Below are 22,399 nucleotides of genomic sequence, written 5' to 3' on the forward strand. Positions count from 1 at the left end.
GTGTACATGCTCAACAGCAAACAGCGGCACCCGGGACGGTTAAGCCCCGGAGTGCCGCTGTTTTGCTGCATCAGGGCCGATTTCAGCCCAGTTTGATCATGTCCCGGAATACACCGGGAAAAGAGTCAGGGATCGCTATCGCACCGACGGTCTTCTCATAGAACGGCTGTGCGTCCTCGACCCAGCCGATGACGGCGTAGCCGTAGCCGTTCTGGTGCATCGCGGACAGGCATTCCAGCAGCAGGGCCTTCCCGATGCCCAGCCCCCGGTAATCGTCCAGCACGCCGGTCGGGCCGAAGAAATTCTTCATTACAACCTCGTGACAGGCGAAGCCGATCACCTCGCCCTGCTTCACTGCGATATAGCAGTGGACGGGCAGGTGGGCGAAGGCTACCTCGCATTCATTCCGCCAGCTCTCCGTGAAATGGCGGCCGACAAAATCCACAATGGCCTGCTTATCTCCGGTCATCGCCCTTTTAATAACAATGCCTTGTCCACGCAGACGCTCCAGCAGCGCCCCGTTGTCCGGCAGATCGTACAGCTTTACAAGCATATCAGGCATCAGCTATCCCCCGCTTTCTGTTCTATGATCTCAAGATCGGTAATCATGGCATGCAGGTCTGCTTCAAACAGCTCCGGCCGGTAGAAGCGGGAGCGGATGAACAGCTCCGCCATCTGCGGCGGAAGCAGCTCGGCAAGCACGGTCTGCATTCTTAGCTTGGCTCTCCGCAGATCTCCGTATCCGCTCCTGTATTTGTCCCGGAGGAAGGTCAGCACTTCCTCACTGTGCGGCGACATCGCGCCCCGGAAGAGGAAGGTATGCAGCGGGGAACGGCGCTGCGCCGGAATCTCATACTGGATCATGGCGTCGATCAGCTCGGCGGTCAAGCGGTTCTTCCTCACCTCAGGCAGCAGTTGCGGGATCAGGGCATAATAGTCGGTTACCGCATAATCTGCCCATTCTTCCCCGCTAAGGAGAGCGGCGGGCAGTCCGTGGAAGCGGTGCAGAAACCGGACCAGGAAGGTAGAGAGATCTGCCCCGGCATTCCAGCTCTGCTCTGCGGCCAGGAAGGCCGGATAACGCGAGGTCTCGAACAGCCCGTAAGGACTGCCCAGCGAGAACGGGCAACCCCAATTCGTATGAATAATGCCGCCCAGCTGCTCGGAGCGGGCGAGCTCAATCCAGTCCAGCACATTCTTGACCCGGTTATGGATGACCGGATAATTCTGGTCCCCGTTATCATCCCAGCAGCGGACAGAGGAAGCGCCGAGAGTCTCGATGCCCGCATCCCGCAGCTTATGGAGAATCAGCCGGGCATCGGCCTTCATCCGGTGTCCGCCATAGATCCAGACGACGACTACAATCCGTTTGTCCAGCGCCGCAATCTCTTCCGCAGTAGCGTGCATAATCATATCATGCCAGATCATCGGCTGCTTGCCAAGGCTGACCGTCTTCTCCGCCAGTTGATTGACGAAGCGGATGAACGAAGCCTCCGGGGTAAGCCCGGACCGCTTGCAGTCTTCACAGGTGCCGAGGGTCCAGACCTCATCGCAGCCCAGGTGAAGATAGTCGCTGTGGGGATGCAGGGCAGCTACTTCCTCCAGAATGCCGGCCATCATCTCGAAGGAGCCTGGGCGGTGCGGGCACAGCTCCGAGACCGTCTCCGGGACCTCGCGCAGACCGATATAAGCCGGATGCTTCAGGATATATTCCAGATGGCCGAAGGACTGCTGCTTCGGAATCACGGTGACGAAGTGGTCATGTGCGGCCTTCAGCAGCCGCTGGTGTTCTTCTTCGTTGAAGGCAAGCTCAGGATGGCGCAGGAAGCCCAGCTTACGGAAGGGCAGCTTGTCTTCATATTCAATGACCAGCGTATTGATCTTATAATCGGCCAGCTCCGCGATATACTCCAGGATATGCTCATAGGTCGGATAGACCGTGCGCAGATCGAGATAATCGCTGCGCAGCTTCAGCTCCGCCCAGTCGGCAATGGTCAGGGCGGGTACCCTATCGCCGCCTGTATGGAGCAGTTGTTCCAGCGTCTTCAGCCCGTAGAACAGGCCTGACGCACTGAGCGCATACAGCTCAATCCGGTCCGTGTCTGTAATCAGCACGTAGCCGTCATGTTTGCCCTCAACCCGCCGGGCCAGCAGCGGGTTGAGCGGGGTACCGTCCGTGACCAGGGAGAATACACCGCTGCCGTCATGCGTAGTACGCACCGTCACCTCTGTGAATATCCTTTGCGCTGCCGTGAGCAGCCGGACATCCTTCACGGGGAGCTGAAGCTGCACCGTCCAGCCGCGAATACCGCTGACCGGCTCGGGTCCCCGGCTCTGCACCACCTGAGGCTCTGGAATCAGCTGAAGGTTCATAGCCAGCGGACCCGGCCTTTGAAGCGTTCAATGAAGCGGTTATTCCACTCATCCCCGCCGGGAGCGTTGCCGCTGCGCCAGACCGGCACCTCGATCCCTTTCGCTCCGAGACAGGCCGCTGTAGTCATCATCAGGGAATTGAGCAGAAAAGCGTTGGCGAAGGTGGAGGTCGAACCCATCTTCGGTTCAATCCCGTCAATATGCAGCGCAGCGTCACCGGGCTTCACCTTGCTGTCCAGGACATAGTCGCACAGCTCATACAGATTCTGCCCTGAAGGGTGGCGGGCAATATGATCCTTAGGCGTAGCTTCAGCATGGCCGACCGAAGTAACGGCAATCGTTGTGACTCCCCGGCGCCGGGCTTCTACTGCCGCATCGACACAGGCGGTGTTAATGCCGTAAGCATTGGCAAGAATCAGAATATCGCCCTCGCCCAGCCGGTTATCTTCAATAACAAGCGTTCCGTAGCCGGGAGTGCGTTCAACGGCCATCGAGCGCAGGGCGCCGTTCGAGATCATTGTGCCTTCATCTAATATGGCGCTGATATGCATCAGGCCGCCGGCGCGGAAGAAGACCTCAGTCGCATTCATATTGGAATGGCCGCCCGGGCCGTAGAGGTAGACCAGCTTGTCCTGTGCGATATGATCCGCAAGCAGCTCTGCCACCTGCTGCAGCTTGTCCTGCGGTTCGTTCCGGATCTCATTCAGCAGCTCAACAATAGTATCCATATAAGCGGACATAATATCTGGCTTGGCGTTCATCTGGATTCCTCCTAAAAGTTTTGTAAGCACAAGCCCCCCGAGTCTCTTCGCAAAACTGGCTTCGGAAGCATAAACTTTAAGTTTGGTAAGCATAAGCTTTAAGTTTTGTAAGCATATGCATTGTGCTTGCCTAGAAGATAACAAAGCGGGCAAACCAAGTAAATCAACTATTTTGCGCAAATCCTCACCGTTTTTGACCGATTTGGCCAACCGGATGTCATAGAGCAGCATCAGATGTAATCTGTGAATAGGATCAGATCCCTGAGGTTCCGTAAAATGAAACTGCACCGGCCGATGAGTTTGCTTCTAACGGACCTGAGAGCCCCTACTCCCTGGAAAACGCCACTTTTTGCGGTTTAACGGACGGAGTAGCCCTTATCGTCTCTCTATAAGATGTTTTAAAGTAGAAATTCCAAGAATAAGGACCATGGGGTCCGTTCCTTGGCCAAAGTGGAGACTTTCATCCGGAATAAGCGCGCCTCAGTCCGTTATGCCGGGCCAGACGCTCTAATGGACAACTCACGTCTGCGGCAGGTAAAAATTTTTCTGAACGGGTCAGGATCGTGACTTATGTAAAATTCTTTGCTTTTCTATAATGAGAGATAAGATCACGCAAGAGGGGGGACAGAGCCTTTGAAGACGTCAGTTACCTTACCGCAGTCCCATCAGACACCAACCGCCGGCAGCAGAAAAAGAAAACGGATAGAAGCGGGGATGGGCTACTTTTTCACCGGTCCCATGCTGCTGGGGGTGCTGGTATTTACGCTTATTCCGATGATATTCTCCTTCATGCTCAGCTTCACCAAATGGTCGTTCGTTACCGGGTTTGATAAGATCCGCTGGAGCGGCCTCGATAATTTCCGCCAGCTGTTCCAGGATGAGGTGTTCCTGAAGTCGCTGGGCAATAACTTCATTATGCTGCTGGCCGTACCCGTCGGGATGGCGATCGCGCTGATCCTCGGGGTAATTATCACGAGTCATGTATATGCGCCGGGTGCCTTCAAGGTCATCTACTTCATGCCCCAGATATCCAGTGTAGTTGCTGTGGCGGTAGTGTGGCAGGTACTCTTCCATCCTTCGTACGGTCCGGTCAACGGTTTCCTGTCGGCGATCGGGGTGGACAATCCGCCCAAATGGCTGGCCGATCCAACGTATGCGCTTCCATCGGTCATGCTGCTGATGATCTGGATTGACCTTGGGGTCTCGCTGATTATCTACATTGCCGGGATCAAGAATATCCCTGCCGACCTGTATGAAGCGGCGACGATTGACGGCGCCTCCAAGCTCGCCCAGTTCCGCTCCATTACCTTTCCGCTGCTGACGCCGACGACCTTTTTCCTGCTCGTGACCGGCATTATCGGCAATTTCAAATCCTTCGCCCTGGTCAAGGTGCTGACGGACGGCGGACCGGCTAACTCCACTTCTGTCGTAGTGTACGATATGTACCAGACCGCATTTGTCGATCTTCAGACCGGTTATGCTTCATCCATGGTCATGATTCTGTTCGTCATCGTGCTTGCCATTACCGGCCTGCAGTGGCTGGGACAGCGTTATTGGGTCAATTACTAGATAAGGGAGGCACATACCTGTGAGAATAGGCAATCTGGACTGGGGAAAAGCCATCATCACCCTGATCATGGCACTGCTGGGCATTGTGTTTCTGCTCCCTTTTATATGGATGCTGTCCGCTTCGCTCAAGCCTGAGGCCGATGTGTTCAAATATCCGATCGAATGGATTCCGCAGACATGGAGGGCGGCGTTCAACTATCATTCCGTCTGGTTCGGCAAAGCAAACTTCACCCTGTATTACTGGAACTCGATTAAAGTCACGGCGCTCACGACACTTCTCTCCGTAGCGGTGTCCAGCATGGCGGCCTATGGCTTCACCAAAATCCGCTTCCCCGGCAGAAATGCACTTTTCGTACTGGTGCTGGCGACTTATATGATTCCTGCGGAAGCCACGCTGGTGCCGCTGTTCATTATCTTCCGCTCCACCGGCCTGTACGATACGCATCTGGGCCTGATCCTGCTTGGCGGGTTCAGCGTGCTGGGCACCTTTCTGCTCCGCCAGTTTTTTGCCTCACTCTCGAATGAGTATATCGAATCGGCGCAGATCGACGGCGCGGGACATATCCGTATCTTCCTCTCGATTCTGTTCCCGCTGGTCCGTCCCGCCATTGCCACTTATGCCATTCTGCGGTTCATCTGGACCTGGAATGATTTTCAGACGCCGCTGGTCTTCCTGAACAGCAAGACACTCTATACCCTTCAGCTTGGCATGAATGCCTTCGCTGACCGCAACGGGGCCTTCTATTCGCTCATCATGGCGGCTTCGGTCTCGGCGATTGTCCCGCTGCTGGTCGTGTTCATCCTCGGGCAGAAACAGGTAATCGAAGGTATTTCCTTGGGGGGGGTGAAGGGGTGAGGGCTGGCAAGTTCCCGGAAGCTGCATAACCGGAAGACAGGCGGGCGGATAGGACGGTCAGGAAGTGCATGAGAACTGCATGGAACTGTAGACCACATTAGAAGGGGTGTTAGTTATGAAAAAGAATGTGTTCGCTTTGGTATGGATCATCGTGCTTCTGGTAGCCCTGGCGGGCTGCGGCAACTCAAACAACACAAATGGTGCATCTCCCACTTCCGGCAGCACGGCTGCACCGGAGGCGGGGGAGAGTGCCGCACCTTCAGCAGAACCGGTAACGATCAAAGTCGCCAACTGGTCGCCTGCGGCGGATATGGAACCGATTCTGCAGGCGTACGAGGATTCCCATCCGGGAATTACACTGGAATACGTGGAGCTGGCTGACAACGGTGATTCAGTGGCCGGAATGAAGAAGCTGGATCTGCTCGTCGCATCCGGCGAGAACCTGGATGTGGTATTCATGCCGGGGGCAACCGATTATTCACAGCGTGCCGGACTCGGACTGCTGGCTCCGCTGAATGACCTGATCAGCAAGGAAGGCATCACGCTGACAGATGAGTATACGGTTGATCCGTCCGTTGACGGTAAAGTGTATGCCCTGCCGGATACGCTGGAGAATTATTTCGTCCTGCTGAACAAGGACAAGCTGGATGCGGCGGGCTTAGCCGTTCCCACCGAATGGAGCTGGGACGATTACCTTGATTACGCAGCTAAGCTGACCAGCGGCACCGGGCCGTCCAAGACCTTCGGTACGTATTTCCATACCTGGGCTATGTACTGGGAGCTGGCCGTCATCAACCAGGAGAAGGACAATAATCTGGTCAACAACGGTGTCGTAAACATCGATAGTGCGGGTATCCGCCAGTCCCTGGAGCTGCGCAGCAAGGCAGAGGCATCGGGAGTAGCGGTGCCGTATGCCGACACCATCTCCCAGAAGCTCGCGTACCGCTCGGAATTCTTCACCGGACATGCCGCGATGATCGTGACCGGCAACTGGATGATCGGCGAAGCAGGCGGGTCGGAAGAATTCCCTGCAACCTTCACTACCGCGTTCGCTCCGATGCCGTCCAATAGTGCCGGACAACCTGCGGGAGTCAGCATTGCCAACGGCAACTATGTAGGTATCCTGGAGAAGTCGGGACATCAGCAGGAAGCCTATGATTTCATCCGCTGGTACTCCACAGAGGGCGAGCAGATGCAGAATGTATATTCCGCGTGGAAGAAGCAGGATGTGGACAAGTTCATTGCCGGCGTCAAATCGGGTGCCATGAGCCCCGACAAGATTGACGAAGCCTCACTGGCCTATGTAATTAAGAATGCCAAGCCCGCACCGCTCAGCGTGCCGCCGACCTATCAAGGCGAGCTGGAAACAGCCTTTACCAAAGAAACCGAGCTGTACATCCTGAAACAGCAGGATCTGGAGACCACCATCAAGAAGGCGCAGGCTGAGCTGCAGAAGATTGTAGACGCCAACAAGTAAAAATTGGAAGCGCTGAATAGCCCTTTTTTACCCGGAATAATAGATTGAAATGAGCTGCTGGAGGCGGAAAGCTGATATGATAGAGGCATAGAAAACGATAGTCTGATTGTGAAGGAGGATTGCCATTGCTGCCTAGAGGATGGAGACTCGGTTTTCGCAATAAGCTGCTCGTCGCTTCTCTGCTCTGTCTGCTGCTTCCCGCCTCTATTACCTTGTATATCTCCAATTCCTACACCGAGCATATCCTCCGCTCCCAGGTGATTCAGAATGAACGCCGTTCGCTGGAGCAGGAGAGCCTATATATCTCTAACCTTCTCAGCAATATGGTGCTGGTGGCGAATTATATCCAGTTCGACCCCGGCATCACTCTTATTCTCAAAGAAAACTGGCAGCGCAATAAGCTGCACGAGCCTGATACCGCCAAGCACATTCTCGATTTCAAAGAGGTTACGGACAAGCTGAACAGCGTCACTTCCATGATGGAAAAAACGTTCGTCACCGTCCTCACCTCAGATGGACAATATTATTCAAACTATGCTTACGCCAAGCTGGATATCGGCGCACTGCTGAAGCAGCCCTGGATGGAACAAGCCCGCCAGCAGCCTGCCTTCGAGCTGTATTGGGCGGGTGTGCTTGCCAACTATATTCCGACCGCTGCCCCAAGCAGCCCGCAGGTGCTGACCATTGCCAGGAATCTCAAGCTGTCCTCCAATTCAACCTATGCTACCTTGATCATCAGCATCGCCGAGAGCCGGATCAGCCAGATTTTTAATGACAACCGGCAGGGCCAGGAGACGCTGCTGATTGCGCCTGACGGAACCGTTCTTGCCGCCAGGGACAAGACCCGGCTGGGCCGGCCGTTCGCGCTTATGGATGCTGTGAAGCATTCAGAAGGTTCCGGGTTTATGGATTACCGGGGCGAGCAATATCTGCTGAGCAGCCTGGAGATTCCTTACGGGAATTACCGGATTGTCAGCCTGTCGCCATACCGTGAGGCCGTGAGCCAGATCAGTGCCACCCACCGCTGGAGCAGTGCCGTGCAGATCGTATCAGGCGCTTTTTTCCTGCTGATTCTGGTTCTGCTGGTCCGGCAGTTCACGAAGCCGGTGATCCGGCTGGATCAGGTGGCAGCACGGGTGGACAGAGGAGAGCTGGGCATCCGCTCAGGCGTCCGCGGCTATGACGAGATCGGACGGCTGGGCAAGTCCTTCGACCATATGCTGGACCGGGTGGAGCGGATGATTATCCAGATCAAGGTGGAGCAGGCGCAGAAGCGCAAGGCCGAGCTGGCCATGCTGCAATCGCAAATCAATCCCCATTTCCTGTTCAATATTCTGAATTCGATCCGCCTGCGCATCATGATGCGGGGCGATGAGGAGAATGCGGAGCTGCTGTTCTCGCTCTCCCGGCTGCTGCGGATGACCATTCAGCAGCGGGACGAGTACACCACCCTGCATGATGAGCTGCATATTGTCAGGAGTTATGTGGAGCTGCTGAATTTCCGCCAGTCCGAGGAGGTGTCGCTGGATACAGACTGTACTTCGGAGAGCCTTGGCGTGAAGATCCCCCGGTTCCTGCTGCAGCCGGTCATCGAGAATGCCTACATTCATGGTCTGCATCAGGAGAGCGGACGTATTCTGATCCGGACCCGGACGCAGGATCACCGGCTGCTCATCGAGATCGAAGACAACGGACAGGGGATGGATGAGGTGACCCTGGACCGCCTGCGCGCCGAGTTAAGCTCTGAATGGCAGGAGAAGGAAGCGATGCCGTCCAGCAGATTGGCCCATATCGGCATGTCCAATGTCTATGAGCGGCTGTATCTGACTTACGGTGCAGCCTTCCAGATCACGATTGACAGCCTGCCCGGACAAGGGACGACCTTCCGGTTCGTGCTGCCTGAAGAGATTCCGGATCAAGGCTATGAAAGGGAGCGTGGAAGCGATGTATAGCGTAATGCTGGTGGATGATGATCAGCCGGTACTGGACTTTCTCTCGGCAATGATTCCTTGGGACGAGCTTGGATTAACGCTGCATTCGGCCTGCAAGAATGGTCTGGTTGCCCTGGAGAAAGCACAGGCCGATATGCCCGATATTGTCATTACGGATATTGGCATGCCCTATATGGATGGTCTGGAGCTGATCCGCGAGCTGAAGCTGCGCAGCGAAGAGCTGCGTGTGGTGGTGTTGTCCTGCATGGATGATTTCACATATGCCCAGCAGGCGGTGAAGCTGATGGTGAGCGACTATATCCTGAAGGAGATGATCAGCCGCGAGCTGATTACCGGGCTGCTGCGGGAGCTGGGCGAGGATCTGCGCCGCAGGGATGCGGACAAAGCCCAAACGCTGAAGTGGAAAAGCATGGCCGAGCATCAGAAGGTGTTGCTGAAGCAAAGTGTGCTGCGGAGAATCGCTGCCCGCGAGCTGCCGGACAGCGAATGGCGGGCAGACGCCGCCGAGCTGGGAATTATGCCGGATCTCACGGCCCATGTAGCCGTGCTCTGCCGGATCAGCGGCAACGCCGGTGAGAATGAAGCGGAGGAGCTTGCACTAATGTCATGGGTGGAATCCGCCGCCGAAGCCGTGCGGCAGGAGGATACCGCTGCCGTGTGCCTGCCTTACAGCGGCCGCGACTGTGTGCTGGTCTTCAGCGGCGGTATGGGCAATGGAGCGGACTCAGGCCATATCTCCATGCTGGGCAGGCTTCGTTCCGCCATTCAAGCGCTGCCGGGAGTTACGGCTTCCTTTCAATATTTATGTATACCGGCGGGCGGCGGGCATTTCCGGGAGGGTATTATTGATCTGCTTAGCCAAGGCCGCGAATATGCCTTCTATCTGAAGCCGGGAGAGCTGAACGGCCTGAAGACGCTTCCGCCGTTCACGGAGGAGGATCTGTTTCTCCATTATGCCGAAGCGGCGCAGGAGATCCGTGAGGCCTTCCTGGAGGAAGCGGCGGACAGGCTTGCGGCCTTGCTGTCGAAATGGATGGATACCATCCGTGCCAGACGGTATGCGCCGCGCCAGGTGAAGGAGTGGATGCTCAAGCTGCTCTACGATAACCAGATGCGTCTGATGGCCCGCCAGCAATACCAGTCCACCTTTTCCCTGGAGGTTCTGCATGATACCCTGACGGCCATTGATCATATTGATCATCTGGAGGAATGGTCTCAGCAGTTCTTCAGCGAACGCCTGCCGGTGATCCGGGAGATGTACCAGGAGACCCGCCGGGATGAGATCAAGAAGGTGAAGCAGTATGTAGACCGCCATCTGAACCGCAAAATCACCCTGGAGGAGGTGGCGGAATACACGCATTTGAATTCGAGCTATTTCAGCCGCCTGTTCAAAAAAGAAACCGGAATGAGCTTCATCCACTATGTCACCCATACCAAAATGGAGCAAGCTAAAGAATGGCTGGACCAGTCTCCGCAAAGTGTGGAGCAGGTAGCGGAGCAGCTGGGATATGAGAATAAAAGCTATTTCACGAAGCTCTTCAAGCTGCATACAGGCACTACGCCCGGAGAGTTCCGGGGGGAGGAAGGCAGCCGGTCTGCACAGACATTAGGCACAAGGAGGCAATACCCATGCTGAGCATCAAACCGATTCATACGGAACTGTCGGGCGCTATGCTTGTCCGCGTATACAAGAACCGCTCGCAGCTCGGAGCTGCTGCCGGGCGTGAAGCAGCGGCGGCCATCCGGGCGCTGCTGGCCTCCAAGGCACAGGTGCGGATCGTGTTCGCCGCTGCACCCTCCCAGAATGAATTTCTTGCTGAGCTTGCCGCTGCGCCGGATCTGGACTGGAGCCGGATTACCGCGTTCCATATGGATGAATATATCGGCCTGCCGGCAGGCTCTCCGCAGAGCTTCGGCAGCTTCCTCCGGGAGGCGCTGTTTGGCAAGGTACGGCCGGGAACGGTCCATTATCTGAACCCTGCCGCCAGCCCGGAAGCCGAATGCAAGCGTTACGGACGGCTGCTGGCGGAAGCGCCGATCGATATCGTCTGCCTTGGCATCGGGGAGAATGGTCACCTGGCCTTCAATGATCCGCCCGTGGCAGATTTCAATGACCCGCTTCCTGTGAAGCTGGTAGTACTGGATGAGGTCTGCCGGAACCAGCAGGTGAATGACGGGTGCTTCCCCAGCCTGGCGGAAGTGCCGCAGCAGGCCTTAACGTTGACGATTCCGGTCCTGCTGTCTGCGCAATGGCTGTTCTGCATGGTGCCGGGCGCTTCCAAGCGCGGTGCGGTTACCCGCACACTGCATGAATCCATCTCCACGGCATGTCCGTCGACCATCCTGCGGGAGCACGGGGATTGCCGGATGTTCGTGGACACCGACTCCTTCGGGGCGGTCTTCTCATGAACATTGACGCACTGCATTACCGGACAGGCGAACCCGTTCGGGTTCACGTGGAGGATGGGGCGATTGCTGCCATTGAAGCCTTGGGCATACGGGAGCTGCCGCTGGAGGAACGGGAGGGGCTTCCAATTGTTGCGCCGGGCCTGGTGGATCTGCAGATTAACGGCTATGGCGGATATGATTTCAATCATCCGGCACTGGGGGCAGAGGATGTCAAGAAGGCGGTCCGCGCGGTGTGGCGGGAGGGGGTGACCGGCTTCTACCCGACTGTAATTACCGGCGCTCCGTATACGATTCTCGGAGCGATGCGGGCGATTGCCCGGGCCTGTGAAGAGGATGAGGCCAGCGCTGCGACGATCAAGGGCATCCATCTGGAAGGCCCGTTTCTCTCGCCGGAGGACGGGCCGCGCGGGGCACATGCGCTGGAGCATATCCGTCCGCCGGATACGGCCTTGTTCGACCAGTGGCAGGAGGCTTCAGGCGGGCGAATCTCCATTGTGACGCTGTCCCCCGAATGGGAGGGGAGCGCGGAATTCATCCGCCACTGCGTACGGCGGGGAGTGACGGTCTCCATCGGGCATACGTCAGCGGATGCTGCGCAGATTGCCGGGGCGGTTGCCGCCGGAGCGCGGCTGTCCACGCATCTGGGCAATGGCGCCCATGCTATGCTGCCGCGCCATCCGAACTATCTGTGGGCCCAGCTCGCCGCAGATGAGCTGTGGTGCACATTGATCGCCGACGGCTTCCACCTCCCGGATGAGGTGCTGAAGGTGGCGATGAAGGTCAAGGGCCGGCGGGCGCTGCTGGTCAGCGATGCCGTTGCCCTCGCCGGGCTTGCGCCCGGCAGCTACGACACGCCGGTCGGCGGCCGTGTCGTGCTGACCCCGGCGGGCCGGCTGCATCTCGCCGGCGAGCCCGGGCTGCTGGCGGGTTCGGCGCAGATGCTGCTGCGCCACATCGCGCGCCTTAGCGCCGCGGGCCTGGCCAGCCTGCCGGACGCCTGGGACATGGCGTCCGTGCATCCGGCAGGCTTCATGGCCCTGCCTGCGGCCGCGGGCCTGGCGGCCGGAGCGCCGGCGGATCTGGCGTTGATCCGCCGTACCGGGCCGGGTGGCGGCGGGCTTGCACTGACGGCGCTGTGCCAGGCCGGCGGCTGGGTGTACCGCCGGGAGTGAGTGAGCGGCGGTAAGGTGAGCACAGGCCCCCGGTTACGGGGGCCTGTTATGATTTGGAAGTGAATCGCTCAAGTTGAACGATTGCAGAGGGCGGGGGTGGCATGGGCTGAGCAAGGGGATGGCTGTTGCGCCAGCGTCTGCTCCACGCCAGTAACATTAATAGTAAATGTATTCGGTTTTCCGTATACACTCACACTAGCACCCGCACTATATCACACTTGCGTCAACGTCTGCGCCAGGGCCTGGACCAGCAGCTGCATCAGCATCTACAAATGTATCTGCATTAGCCTCAGCACCAGCCTCACCGTCAACCTCAGCCCCTCCCTCAGGGAACAGTTGGATTTTAGGCACTTGTTCAGGGGCGGAAGGGACCACACCCAATCGTAGTTGGAAAAAAGGCACTTAATATGCTGGCATCAGAGCCTTAGAGGGAGTTTGCACAAGAATAAATGTCATAAATCCAATTAATTTCCGCGAACGCTCCAACTGAGCCAGATTAAGCTGCATTTGTCCAACTAATTCCGTATCGTCTAGAAGTAAACCCCAGTTACTTTCAAATCGCATACTTTCAAGTCGCACATCTACATCTACCCGTACCGTTTGCGGAATCCCTCCAGAACGCTATAGGAGTACAGCAGAACTAATAATCAAGCAGACGCCCGTTGTCATGCCACTGGCCGTACATTTTGTTAACTCTGGTGTTCTCTATGAATTTGTCCAATCTACGTTGGAACAGCTCCGGCTGGCGGATATAGCTCTGAATGGTGTCGATCCGCACCCGCTGATACAGCGCCGGAAAGGCCAGAAAATGGCGATACACCTGCTCGTCCTCCTTCAATCTCTGTTCAATCAAGGGATCGATTCGAAAAGCTCCGACATCCATATCCGGCAGGCATCGCCGTCCCTCGTCGCGCATCAGCCCCAGCTTCTCCAGCCTTCGGACACGTTCCTTATTCAGCTCAGTCCATGAACTCCGTTTGCTGCGTGGAGACAGCCGTTGCATCAGCTTGCCTTCAGCGTTCACCTTCTTCACCCCGTCAATCCAGCCGAAGCACAGCGCTTCTTCCACGGCGTCCAGATACAGTATTGTCCCCGGGAGTGGCTTCAGACTGACCTCTACCCAGCAACACCCCTCCGTCGTACTGTTCACCAACAGCCACTTTCTCAAATCTTCTCTCGTTGCAGCTTCAAGTCTATTTTCGCTACTCATAGATATGGTTCATTCCCTTCTGTCTTCTGCTTCCGGCTCTCTGTCTGCCCTCTGCCCGATCGAAATCCTGCACATTATGCAACTTCTCCTAATTCCTTAAATTTTGCCGCTTTGTTAACACTTTCGCAACACATTCTTTACGCTGCGCATACACAACTTGAGAGAGTAATTAATATCCGGCTTTTACAATGAGGTTATTAGCATAATATACCTATTGCATAATCAGGCTTGATATGAAGGGATGATACTTTTGAAGGGGAAGCGGCTGCACTTTTCGATGAAATGGAAGCTGATCTTGAGTTTCTCGGCGATTACACTTATTTTTCTGGGCGTGGCTGTGTACCAGGGACATAAAATCAAGCAGGTCGAGCGATCCATGGAACGGCAGAAGAGCGAAATGGAGAATAGAATTACGGTCTCAACCATCACCCAGCAGCTGCAGGAGCTGAACCGTGCGGAGACTTCCTTGGCGGAATCCAGTGACCTGGAGCAGGCAGAGCCCTTGAAGGAGAAGCAGCAGCAGCTGTCCACGGAGCTGGCCAAGGTAAATTTTGGGCTGGGTACGCCTGCTTCTGCGAGCTATAAGCTGCTGTCTGCCCAGGCCGCAGAATACAGCGCTCTGACGAAGGAACTGGTAACCACAATGTCGGACGAGACCCTTGACCCGCTAAGTGTTTTGGAGAAAATCGATGGTATACATACGAAGGCGCTTGCGCTGAATCAGGACATGCTGAAGACTAACGGTGAGCTGTACACCGCTGCTGCTGCCAATGCTGATCAGGCCCAGGGGGTCTCCTTCGCCCTGCTGGATGATACGGTATCCATCGTGACGTACGCTGCGATCGCAGTATCCCTGTTCATGCTGGTGCTCGCCTGGCTGCTGATCCGCTCGTTCCTGTCACCGGTGCGCAAGCTGCAGGCGGCGCTCAGACAGATCGCGGAGGGCGATTTGCGGCAGCAGATTAACTCCCCGTACAATGATGAGCTGGGACAACTGAGCCATCATTTCGACCATATGGTCAGCAGGGTACAGGGGATGCTGCGGCAGACCTTGTCAGCGGCAGGCTCGCTTGCCGATTACGCGCAATCTTTTCAGGGGTCTTCGGCCGTTACAGCGCATACGAACCAGAATATTGTCAGAACCATCCAGGAGATTTCGCTTGGAGCAGACCAGCAGGCTGTCCAGTCGGAGCAGAGCTCACAGCTGCTGGAGGAGCTGGCCTGCGGGGTTCAGGAGATTACCGATTATACGGATGTCATGCTGACTACGAGTGAAGCCGCTAACCGGAACAGGCAGCAGGGCTCGGAGACCGTTACGGCGCTGCGTCAGAGCTCCCAGGATTCCCGGGTGTCCATCAGCAAGGTCTACGGGGCGCTGGACAAGCTGGTGAGCCAGTCCAAGGATATCTCGCGTATTACCCATTCGATCACCGAAATCTCGAAGCAGACGAATATACTCTCACTGAACGCAGCGATTGAAGCTGCCAGGGCGGGGGCAGCAGGCAAAGGCTTCGCCGTGATTGCCGATGAAGTGCGGCAGTTGTCCATACAGACGAATGACTCCTCGGTACTTATCAGCAGGATTATTCAGGAGCTTGGGGCCGGTATGGCGGATTTCCAGGGACATATGATGGAGACCCGGGACCGTCTGGAGCAGCAGGACCATCAGGTGGAACAGACCCTGGCTTCCTTCGCCGCTATCGACGAATCGATTACAGGCATCAGCATACAGATCGGGCAAATTCACCACAAGGTGGAACAGACGCGTACCCTCAATTCGCGGCTTGCCGAATCTGTACATTCTGTTGCGGCTGTAGCTGAGCAGACGGCGGCCGGAGTTCAGGAGGTGAACGCCTCCAGCACCCAGCAGGATCAGGCCATCGGGGACATCGCCAGGCAGGCCGGGGAGATTAATGAAATCTCGCAGCGGCTGTTCCGGGAGATCAATGTGTTCAAAATATCGGAGACTGCTGAGGCCGGATTCGAGCTGGGAGCAGCGTCTGAGCTAGAGCCAGACCCAGATTCGGACCCGGGTTCAGATCCAAGTTCAGCACATGCAGCTCCAAAGGTTCGCGGGATGGTGCAGAAATCGGAAGAGCAGCAGGAAGCGGAGACTGCCGGGGAAATCCAGCCCAAGCTACAGCGGGAGATGCATACGAAGCAGACGGAACAGACAGCAAAAAGGGCAGAAGCCGGAATTCACCAGCCCCTGCCTGCAGGAATACCGGTGCAAGATAAGCCTGCGCCCGGCCTGAGTACGCTTGTTAACGAACCTGATAAAGAGATCTCCAAAGAGCTGGAGGAGGAGCTACTGGTCCTGGCGAAGTGAATGGGTCAGCGAAGAGACCAGCTCCGGGAACCACTCGGATAAGGACAGGAAGCTGAAGCCCGCTCTGCGGGCTTTTGCCGTATCCATGAACCACGATGCACCGATGCCAAAAGGCGATTGGTCCGCTTCCGCCGCCTCCCTCTGGACGACAGCCGCTCTTCCGGTGATCTGCTCGATGATGGAGATCACTCCGCCGATGGTCAGGGTGCCATCCGAGCAGGCGTTCACCGGTCCCGTGACGGCTGAGCCTTCCCGGCCCAGCCAATGCAGGAAATCAGCCGCTTCATCCGAACGGATGAACGAGATCTCCGCCTGCGGATTAGGGATGCCAACCGGCCTTCCCGCCAGAACATGCTCGATGTGAAAATGCAACCGGCGCGTATAATCATCCGTGCCCAGCACAATCGGAAAACGTACCGCAGCCACCGGGAAATCGGCTGTCTGGAGCAGAACGGCTTCGGCTTGTCTTTTGCCTTCCTGGTAACTGATATCCGTCTTCCCGCCAGACTTCAGCGGATAATGCCAGGGATCGAAGTCCGTTTCAGCCAGCGCCTCTTGCTGCGGATCGTACACGGATAAGCTGGAAGTCAGGATATACCGCTTGGCCCGCCCCGCCCAGATCCGCACAGCCGCCGCCGCCTCATCCGGCGTGTAGCAAATGTTATCGTAGACGATATCCCATACAGTGTCCCCGACAGCCTGCTCAAGCGCCGCTTCATCCGTCCGGTCCGCGGCCAGCCGGGTGACACGCTCACCGAAGGAATCCTCTGTTAGGCCCCGGGTCAGAATGGTGACCTCGCTGTCCTGGTCCTGGAGCAGCAGCTCCACCAGCCTTTTGCCGAAAAATCTCGTCCCTCCAAGCACAAGCACCTTCTTCATGGGATCACCTCTCCTAAGCTATAGTCAGAGCTACTGCTCCATTCATCCGTATTATGCAGCCATCCGAAGCTCACCGTATGCAGGCGCTCCATGGGTATAGGCGTATCTCGCGTTGTCTGTATACATGGAATACAAGGACTGAACCGTAAACGTGCTTACAGCAGCGGTTACCTCCCCGGCGTTCTCCTGGCGGAGCAGCTCCAGCAATACTGGAATCCGCCCTTGCTCATAAGCCTCAGCTAGAGCCCGCAAATACCCCCGGTAATCGGCATCCTGCGGAAGCGCGGGGCCTTCATACTGGATCAGCTCCTCCCGGACCTTGCTCAAGGCCTGGCGTGCACGGTGCAGCGCAGCTTTGACCGCGCCTTCCGTGGTTGCCAAGAGTCCGGCGGACTCGGCGGCTGAATACCCCAGCACATCGCGGAGGACCCAGGCGGTCCGCTGCGGCGGCGAGAGATGGGCGAGCAGCGCCTGAAAGGTCAGCTCCATCTCGGTCAGCTCCTCTAGGGCTGCCGCCGCAGAAGCTGGATCGGATGACACTCCAGACCTTTCCATGGCACGGATGAGCGACCCCTGGCGGCGGGAGGCGTCAATCCAGGTATTCTTGGCAATCCGCAGCAGCAGGGCTTCGGGATTGGGGCTGATGGTGAATTTGCAGTAGCCCAGCGCTTTGGCCCAGGTCTCCTGCGCCAGATCGTCGGCGTCGAAGCGGGAGCGGGTGAGCGACAGGCAGTAGCGCTGCAGCGTTTTTCCCAGCTCCTGCAGATGTCTTGTATCCATAGCTATTGTATCCGGTATCCGGTGATGTTCAAGCATCGTCATAGTGGCCCTCTCCTTCGATGGGTTGTGTTGCTTCTATTATATAAACGAACGGCACAATGTAAAAGATACGCACTCCCGTTATTTCCGCAACTCTTCCGCCTTCCGTATCTTTTCGCGCGGGCTGACCGTTTACAGGGTATCCACACTAAGACAGATCAGAGGAGGCACACCAGAATGAGTGTAATACCCTATGTGATTGAACAGACGGCTAGAGGAGAGCGTTCCTACGACATCTATTCCCGGCTGCTGAAGGACCGGATTGTATTCGTGGGTGCGGCAATCGATGACGGGCTGGCTAACAGCATTATTGCCCAGTTGCTGTTCCTCGCGGCGGATGAGCCGGAGAAGGATATTCAGATGTTCATTAACAGCCCGGGAGGTTCGACTACCGCAGGCTTTGGTATTTATGATACGATGCAGGTAATTAAACCTCAAGTCAACACGATCTGCACCGGTTTTGCTGCTTCATTTGCTTCTCTACTGCTGTTGTCAGGCGCTACCGGCAAACGGTCGGCCCTGCCGAACAGCGAGATTATGATCCATCAGCCGCATGGCGGGGCGCAGGGGCAGGCCAGCGATATTGCCATCAGCGCCAGACGTATTCTTCAGATCCGTGAGAAGATAGTCGGGATCACGGCGCAGCGGACCGGCCAGCCGCCGGAGAAGGTGGAGAAGGATATGGACCGGGATTATTTCATGTCGGCTGAGGAGGCCCTGGAATACGGAATTATTGACACGATCATCACCCATCTGTGAGACGAAGGAGAGGAAGAGCATGCTGGAAGCGCTGAAGGGACAGGAAGTTCATATTCATTTTTTGGATGGTACAAGTGTTAGGGGAGGCGTACTGGAGGAACTGGATGATCGGTTCGTGAAATACAGTACGGAGTATCAGACCCTCTACATTCCCATTACCTCGATCCGGGCGGTAGAGCTGCAGACCAAGGAGCGCGAGCGTCCGCGCGTCGGCTTCGGGCAATAACCGGGAGCTGCAGGTAAAAGCGTACAAAACCCCGTCATCCCTGCTCAGAACGAGCGGAGACGACGGGGTTTTTGCGCTTGTATAGGAAATTATAGTATCCGTCTGCTGAGGATAAGGCAGGTGTAGAGGTATGGATAAGCGTTCTTCGAATGATTCGTAGAGTCTGCATATGGCCCAAATGTATGCCAAAAACAGCATACATTGTGGTGGCACGCAGGCGTATGGCCCGAATGTATGTGAAAAACAGCATACATTGTGCTCGCACGCAGGCGTATGACCCGAATGTATGCGAAAAACAGCATACATTGTGCTCGCACGCAGTCGCATGACCCGAATGTATGCCAAAAACAGCATACATTGTGGTAGCACGCAGGCGTATGGCCCGAATGTATGCGAAAAACAGCATACATTGTGCTCGCACGCAGGCGTATGACCCGAATGTATGCGAAAAACAGCATACATTGTGGTGGCACGCGACCTTCTACTTCTCACTGAAACGGCACCGCCCTTTAAAAGCACGATAAAGCCGTTTCCACTTATGGACGTAAGTTCTGGCCGCCTTGAGGACGCCAGTCCAGCTTATACGGATAACGTGAAGGCAGGCTCCAGGCGGTGTACTCCCTTCGGGGAGTAGCCCAGGGCTGAGCTTAACCCGCACAGGTCCGCCAACAGATAGATAATGCTTAGCCACATCTCCGTGCCTTGCAGACCGGTCTCCTGCTGCCGGGACAGCTGGAAGGCGAAGCCGCGTCCAGGAACCCAGAAGGGTAGCACTTCGCCGAGCAGCTTCTCCGCCCAAGCGCGGATCTCCGCCTGCCGGTAATCACTCTGCTTCTGGCAGAGCCAGAGCGGGTGGACGACATCCAGCACGTTGCAGGCATTGAGCGCGTCTAGGCGGAAGAAGCGGCGGTCCCGGCTGTGAGCCAGCACGGTATCGATGCTGCGCTCCGGGTACGGCAGGGGCAGACCGAACTGGGCGTAGGTAGCGCGGGTAAGCCGGTAAAAGCCGTTCACCGGCTGCAGCCAGCCCTCCTTCGAAGTAGGCAGACCCCACAGCCCGGAGTCCCGGCGGCAATGCGTCGCCAACCAGCCGAACAGATCATCCGGGCGCTTGCCGGAGCCGAAGGACTTCAGATTGTGATACAGGCCGGTAGCATAGCAGTCGATCCAGTCGCCAGCGCCCCAGGCATTGTCCGCCCATGGCAGACTATTAAGTTGATGATACAGTGTAGCAGTATCCATATTCTCGGCAACAGCAACGGGATGGGGCAGAGCAGAACCTAACGCCTCAAGTGCGTACCCTACAGCGAGTAGATGATAACGCGAGAGATGATCGGCTAACCGCTCCGGCTGATCCTCCGGTCCGGGCGGCGACCATGGGTCGGGCAATAATCCGGTCTGGCTATCCTGGAACTGCTCTAATGTGGCGATCAGCTCTTCCTTTGTCCAGCCAGGCGGCAGACTGTCAAACATTGCAGCAAACTCCACAGCATCGCAATACGCCCGTACGGTCCGCCCTGCTCCCGGCCGGTCCCGGAACAGCTTCTCTCCCTCTATTGTTTCGGAGTAGAACTCCAGCAGGGGAGTTATCTGCTCCTGCACCTGCCTGCTGAAGTCTGCCAACTGGCTATAAAGTGTCTTAAAAGCGGGGGCAACTCCACCAGTCAGTCCTGCGGCATCGCCTAACCGCCTTGTACCATCGCTCAACCGCACAACGTCATCGTCCGACCGCTCACTGCGATCTCCCGCTGGCTCAACGCCCTCGCCGAACAGCTCAACGCCTGTCTCCAACCGCTCACCGTTTTTCCCCAGCCCCTTCCTTCCTTCCTCCCTCTGCCCAGATTCTCCCCCCAAATTAGCCTCCTCAATTCCCATTCCATCCTTCATCTTCATCACTGACTCCTCCTTGTCCTTGGTGGGCTCAGCCGTTGCAGCTGCCTCCCCGGCCAGCCGGCTGCGGATCAGCTTGGCCGGATTGCCGCCGACAATGCTGTACGCCGGCACATCGCGGGTTACTACCGCCCCCGCCGCAACAATGCTGTGCGAGCCGATCCGCACCCCGTCAAGAATCACGGCATTAGCCCCGATCCACACATCATCTCCTATGACAATGCCCTTGACTGTCAAAGGCTGGCGGAAGACCGGAACATCCGTCACGGCGTAGCCGTGATTGAAGCCGTATAGACTTGCATGGGAAGCGATCCGCACGCCATTCCCCATGGTAATATCGCCTGACAATATGCTATAGCTGTTCATAGAGCAGTCGCTGCCTGTGACCAGCCGTGTGCTGCGGATAATCGCACCTCCTGCAATGTAGCTCCGGTCGCCGAGCGCCAGCTGATCCGGCAGCACGATGGCTTGCGGCGAGACGAAGCAGGCTTCTCCGAAGGTGCAGGGATAATCCGCAGCAAGCTGCTGCTGGTAGCGGTCCTGCTGAAGCCGTTCTTGTTCGGACAAGCCAATCCAAGGCATGTAATCCAGGGCTTGTGCTTGGGTGGACAGGGTTTCAGTCATCTGGTATCTCTCCTTCATCATTCCAGCCGTTAATGTGCTAAGTGTAGCAATGAATGCAGGGGAGTGGCATGGTATAATGAACAGAATTGGCATGTCAAAAACGCTTCAGTATTAATCTCTGGTTGATCCCATTCCTGATTGATTCCATCTCTGGTAAATGGCAAACCGAGAAACGGAGGAGCTATACATGGAGGAGATTCCGCAGAATCTGGTGATGGATATCCACTGGATTCATGACAAGACCACCTTCCCGCACTGGAAGGATATCCGTCAGAATATACATGTGCACAGCCTGTACTGGATTCAGGAAGGGGAAGGAGTTTTCCGCACAGACACAGAGGAGCATCCGGTGTCGCCGGACATGCTGTTCTATCTGCGGCCGGGCCTGTCCATGGAGATGAGCAGCGGAGGCGGGGAGCCACTGAGGATCACCATGATCCTGCTGTCGTTGTATACGTTGTCTCCTTCAGCGGATAATCAGGGGAGGGTGGAGCCGCTTCATGCACTGCCTTTGCCGTTCCACCTGAAGCCGGGGAGGGAGCCAGGCAGACAGCTGAGTCAGCTGTTCCGCCAGATTGCCGGCGATTTTGTTCCGGGTAATCCCGGAAGCCAGCTTAAGACTCAGGCGCTGCTCTATGAGCTTTTGTACGAATTATTTCAGGCTAAGGATAGCGGTAATCCTGACCGGGGGCAGGGCTATGAACTGTTCTTACGGATGAAGGAGGAGCTTGAGCGGCGCTACAGTGAACCCTTGCAGATCCATGAGCTGGCGGTGCGCTACGGCATATCCTCCTCGTATGTGCGCAGTCTTTTTCAGCAATATCTGCACAAGAGTCCCAAAGGGTATTTAAGTGAAATTCGCTATGAACATGCGAAGAAGCAACTGCTGTATACCAGGCTAACCCTGAAGGAAATTGCTGCCGCCTGCGGATACAGCGATGAGTTTCATTTCAGCAAAGCCTTCAAGCAGCTCAGCGGACAGCCGCCGTCTGTGATGAGGTCCCGCTAATCCCGCAACGGCTAGGCACGACAGAGGTATGGGATAGAGAGGGTTACGCATAATAAACGGATGGACCAGATCAGAGTAGTCCACA

18 protein-coding genes are annotated in these 22,399 nt (G+C 56.5%); 11 read left to right on the forward strand and 7 right to left on the reverse strand.

Going from position 1 to position 22,399, the window contains the following annotated elements:
• Positions 1-82: 82 nt before the first annotated feature.
• From NYE26_RS08955 to NYE26_RS08965, 3 genes are read right to left on the reverse strand one after another with little or no spacing between them, the layout of a single operon-like run.
• A complete protein-coding gene (locus NYE26_RS08955) occupies positions 83-562 on the reverse strand; it encodes a GNAT family N-acetyltransferase (RefSeq protein WP_076078214.1) in 480 nt (159 codons plus the stop codon).
• A complete protein-coding gene (locus NYE26_RS08960) occupies positions 562-2,373 on the reverse strand; it encodes a family 20 glycosylhydrolase (RefSeq protein WP_339255177.1) in 1,812 nt (603 codons plus the stop codon). The genes NYE26_RS08955 and NYE26_RS08960 overlap by 1 nt, the downstream gene beginning before the upstream one ends.
• Positions 2,370-3,134 carry an SIS domain-containing protein gene (locus tag NYE26_RS08965; protein WP_081751153.1) on the reverse strand — a complete coding sequence of 255 codons (765 nt, stop codon included), beginning with the start codon at positions 3,132-3,134 and terminating at the stop codon, positions 2,370-2,372. The genes NYE26_RS08960 and NYE26_RS08965 overlap by 4 nt, the downstream gene beginning before the upstream one ends.
• A 633-nt stretch (positions 3,135-3,767) precedes the next feature.
• Here NYE26_RS08965 and NYE26_RS08970 point away from each other — a divergent pair.
• The 7 genes from NYE26_RS08970 (at position 3,768) to NYE26_RS09000 (ending at position 12,569) form a co-directional block, all read left to right on the forward strand.
• The gene (locus NYE26_RS08970; protein WP_076078219.1) at positions 3,768-4,703 is read left to right on the forward strand and encodes a sugar ABC transporter permease; all 936 of its coding nucleotides are present in this window, start codon (positions 3,768-3,770) and stop codon (positions 4,701-4,703) included.
• Between the two features lie 67 nt (positions 4,704-4,770).
• Positions 4,771-5,559 (forward strand): carbohydrate ABC transporter permease, encoded by a 789-nt coding sequence (locus NYE26_RS08975; RefSeq protein WP_051478036.1) that lies wholly within the window; start codon positions 4,771-4,773, stop codon positions 5,557-5,559.
• 115 nt (positions 5,560-5,674) lie between these two features.
• Complete coding sequence (locus tag NYE26_RS08980) at positions 5,675-7,036, forward strand: extracellular solute-binding protein (RefSeq protein WP_209874550.1); 1,362 nt, start codon at positions 5,675-5,677, stop codon at positions 7,034-7,036.
• A 125-nt stretch (positions 7,037-7,161) separates the two neighbouring features.
• Complete coding sequence (locus NYE26_RS08985; protein WP_339255178.1) at positions 7,162-8,988, forward strand: histidine kinase; 1,827 nt, start codon at positions 7,162-7,164, stop codon at positions 8,986-8,988.
• On the forward strand, positions 8,981-10,624 hold the full coding sequence (locus tag NYE26_RS08990) for a helix-turn-helix domain-containing protein (RefSeq protein ID WP_339255180.1): 1,644 nt from the start codon (positions 8,981-8,983) through the stop codon (positions 10,622-10,624). The genes NYE26_RS08985 and NYE26_RS08990 overlap by 8 nt, the downstream gene beginning before the upstream one ends.
• Positions 10,618-11,397: a glucosamine-6-phosphate deaminase gene (locus tag NYE26_RS08995; RefSeq protein ID WP_209874542.1), complete on the forward strand. Its 780-nt coding sequence runs from the start codon at positions 10,618-10,620 to the stop codon at positions 11,395-11,397. The genes NYE26_RS08990 and NYE26_RS08995 overlap by 7 nt, the downstream gene beginning before the upstream one ends.
• Entirely contained in the window at positions 11,394-12,569 is a 1,176-nt protein-coding gene (locus NYE26_RS09000; protein WP_339255183.1) for an amidohydrolase family protein, read from the forward strand. Before NYE26_RS08995 ends, NYE26_RS09000 begins: the two co-directional genes overlap by 4 nt.
• Positions 12,570-13,209: 640 nt before the next feature.
• Here NYE26_RS09000 and NYE26_RS09005 read toward each other — a convergent pair.
• Positions 13,210-13,779, reverse strand: a complete 570-nt coding sequence (locus tag NYE26_RS09005; protein WP_339255185.1) for a YdeI/OmpD-associated family protein — start codon at positions 13,777-13,779, stop codon at positions 13,210-13,212.
• Between the two features lie 277 nt (positions 13,780-14,056).
• Here NYE26_RS09005 and NYE26_RS09010 point away from each other — a divergent pair, with 277 nt between their 5' ends.
• The gene (locus NYE26_RS09010) at positions 14,057-16,108 is read left to right on the forward strand and encodes a methyl-accepting chemotaxis protein (RefSeq protein ID WP_339255187.1); all 2,052 of its coding nucleotides are present in this window, start codon (positions 14,057-14,059) and stop codon (positions 16,106-16,108) included.
• Here NYE26_RS09010 and NYE26_RS09015 read toward each other — a convergent pair.
• Positions 16,088-16,987, reverse strand: a complete 900-nt coding sequence (locus NYE26_RS09015; protein WP_339255189.1) for an NAD-dependent epimerase/dehydratase family protein — start codon at positions 16,985-16,987, stop codon at positions 16,088-16,090. The two genes, NYE26_RS09010 and NYE26_RS09015, sit on opposite strands and share 21 nt — an antisense overlap.
• A gap of 51 nt (positions 16,988-17,038) precedes the next feature.
• Complete coding sequence (locus tag NYE26_RS09020; protein ID WP_339255191.1) at positions 17,039-17,809, reverse strand: RNA polymerase sigma factor; 771 nt, start codon at positions 17,807-17,809, stop codon at positions 17,039-17,041.
• On the opposite strand from NYE26_RS09020, the gene NYE26_RS09025 reads away from it, so the two are divergent.
• Positions 17,792-18,565 (forward strand): ATP-dependent Clp protease proteolytic subunit, encoded by a 774-nt coding sequence (locus NYE26_RS09025; protein ID WP_339255193.1) that lies wholly within the window; start codon positions 17,792-17,794, stop codon positions 18,563-18,565. The two genes, NYE26_RS09020 and NYE26_RS09025, sit on opposite strands and share 18 nt — an antisense overlap.
• 19 nt (positions 18,566-18,584) lie before the next feature.
• Complete coding sequence (locus tag NYE26_RS09030) at positions 18,585-18,791, forward strand: hypothetical protein (protein ID WP_209874521.1); 207 nt, start codon at positions 18,585-18,587, stop codon at positions 18,789-18,791.
• A 579-nt stretch (positions 18,792-19,370) separates the two neighbouring features.
• On the opposite strand, the gene NYE26_RS09035 is transcribed toward NYE26_RS09030, so the two are convergent.
• Positions 19,371-21,305 carry an acyltransferase gene (locus tag NYE26_RS09035; RefSeq protein ID WP_339255197.1) on the reverse strand — a complete coding sequence of 645 codons (1,935 nt, stop codon included), beginning with the start codon at positions 21,303-21,305 and terminating at the stop codon, positions 19,371-19,373.
• Positions 21,306-21,462: 157 nt separating this feature from the next.
• Between NYE26_RS09035 and NYE26_RS09040 the strand changes: the two genes are divergently transcribed.
• Positions 21,463-22,314: an AraC family transcriptional regulator gene (locus NYE26_RS09040; protein ID WP_339255199.1), complete on the forward strand. Its 852-nt coding sequence runs from the start codon at positions 21,463-21,465 to the stop codon at positions 22,312-22,314.
• The last annotated feature ends 85 nt before the right edge of the window (positions 22,315-22,399 follow it).

The sequence above is a fragment of the Paenibacillus sp. FSL P2-0136 genome (assembly GCF_037975325.1).
GTDB classification, from domain to species: domain Bacteria; phylum Bacillota; class Bacilli; order Paenibacillales; family Paenibacillaceae; genus Paenibacillus_AQ; species Paenibacillus_AQ silagei.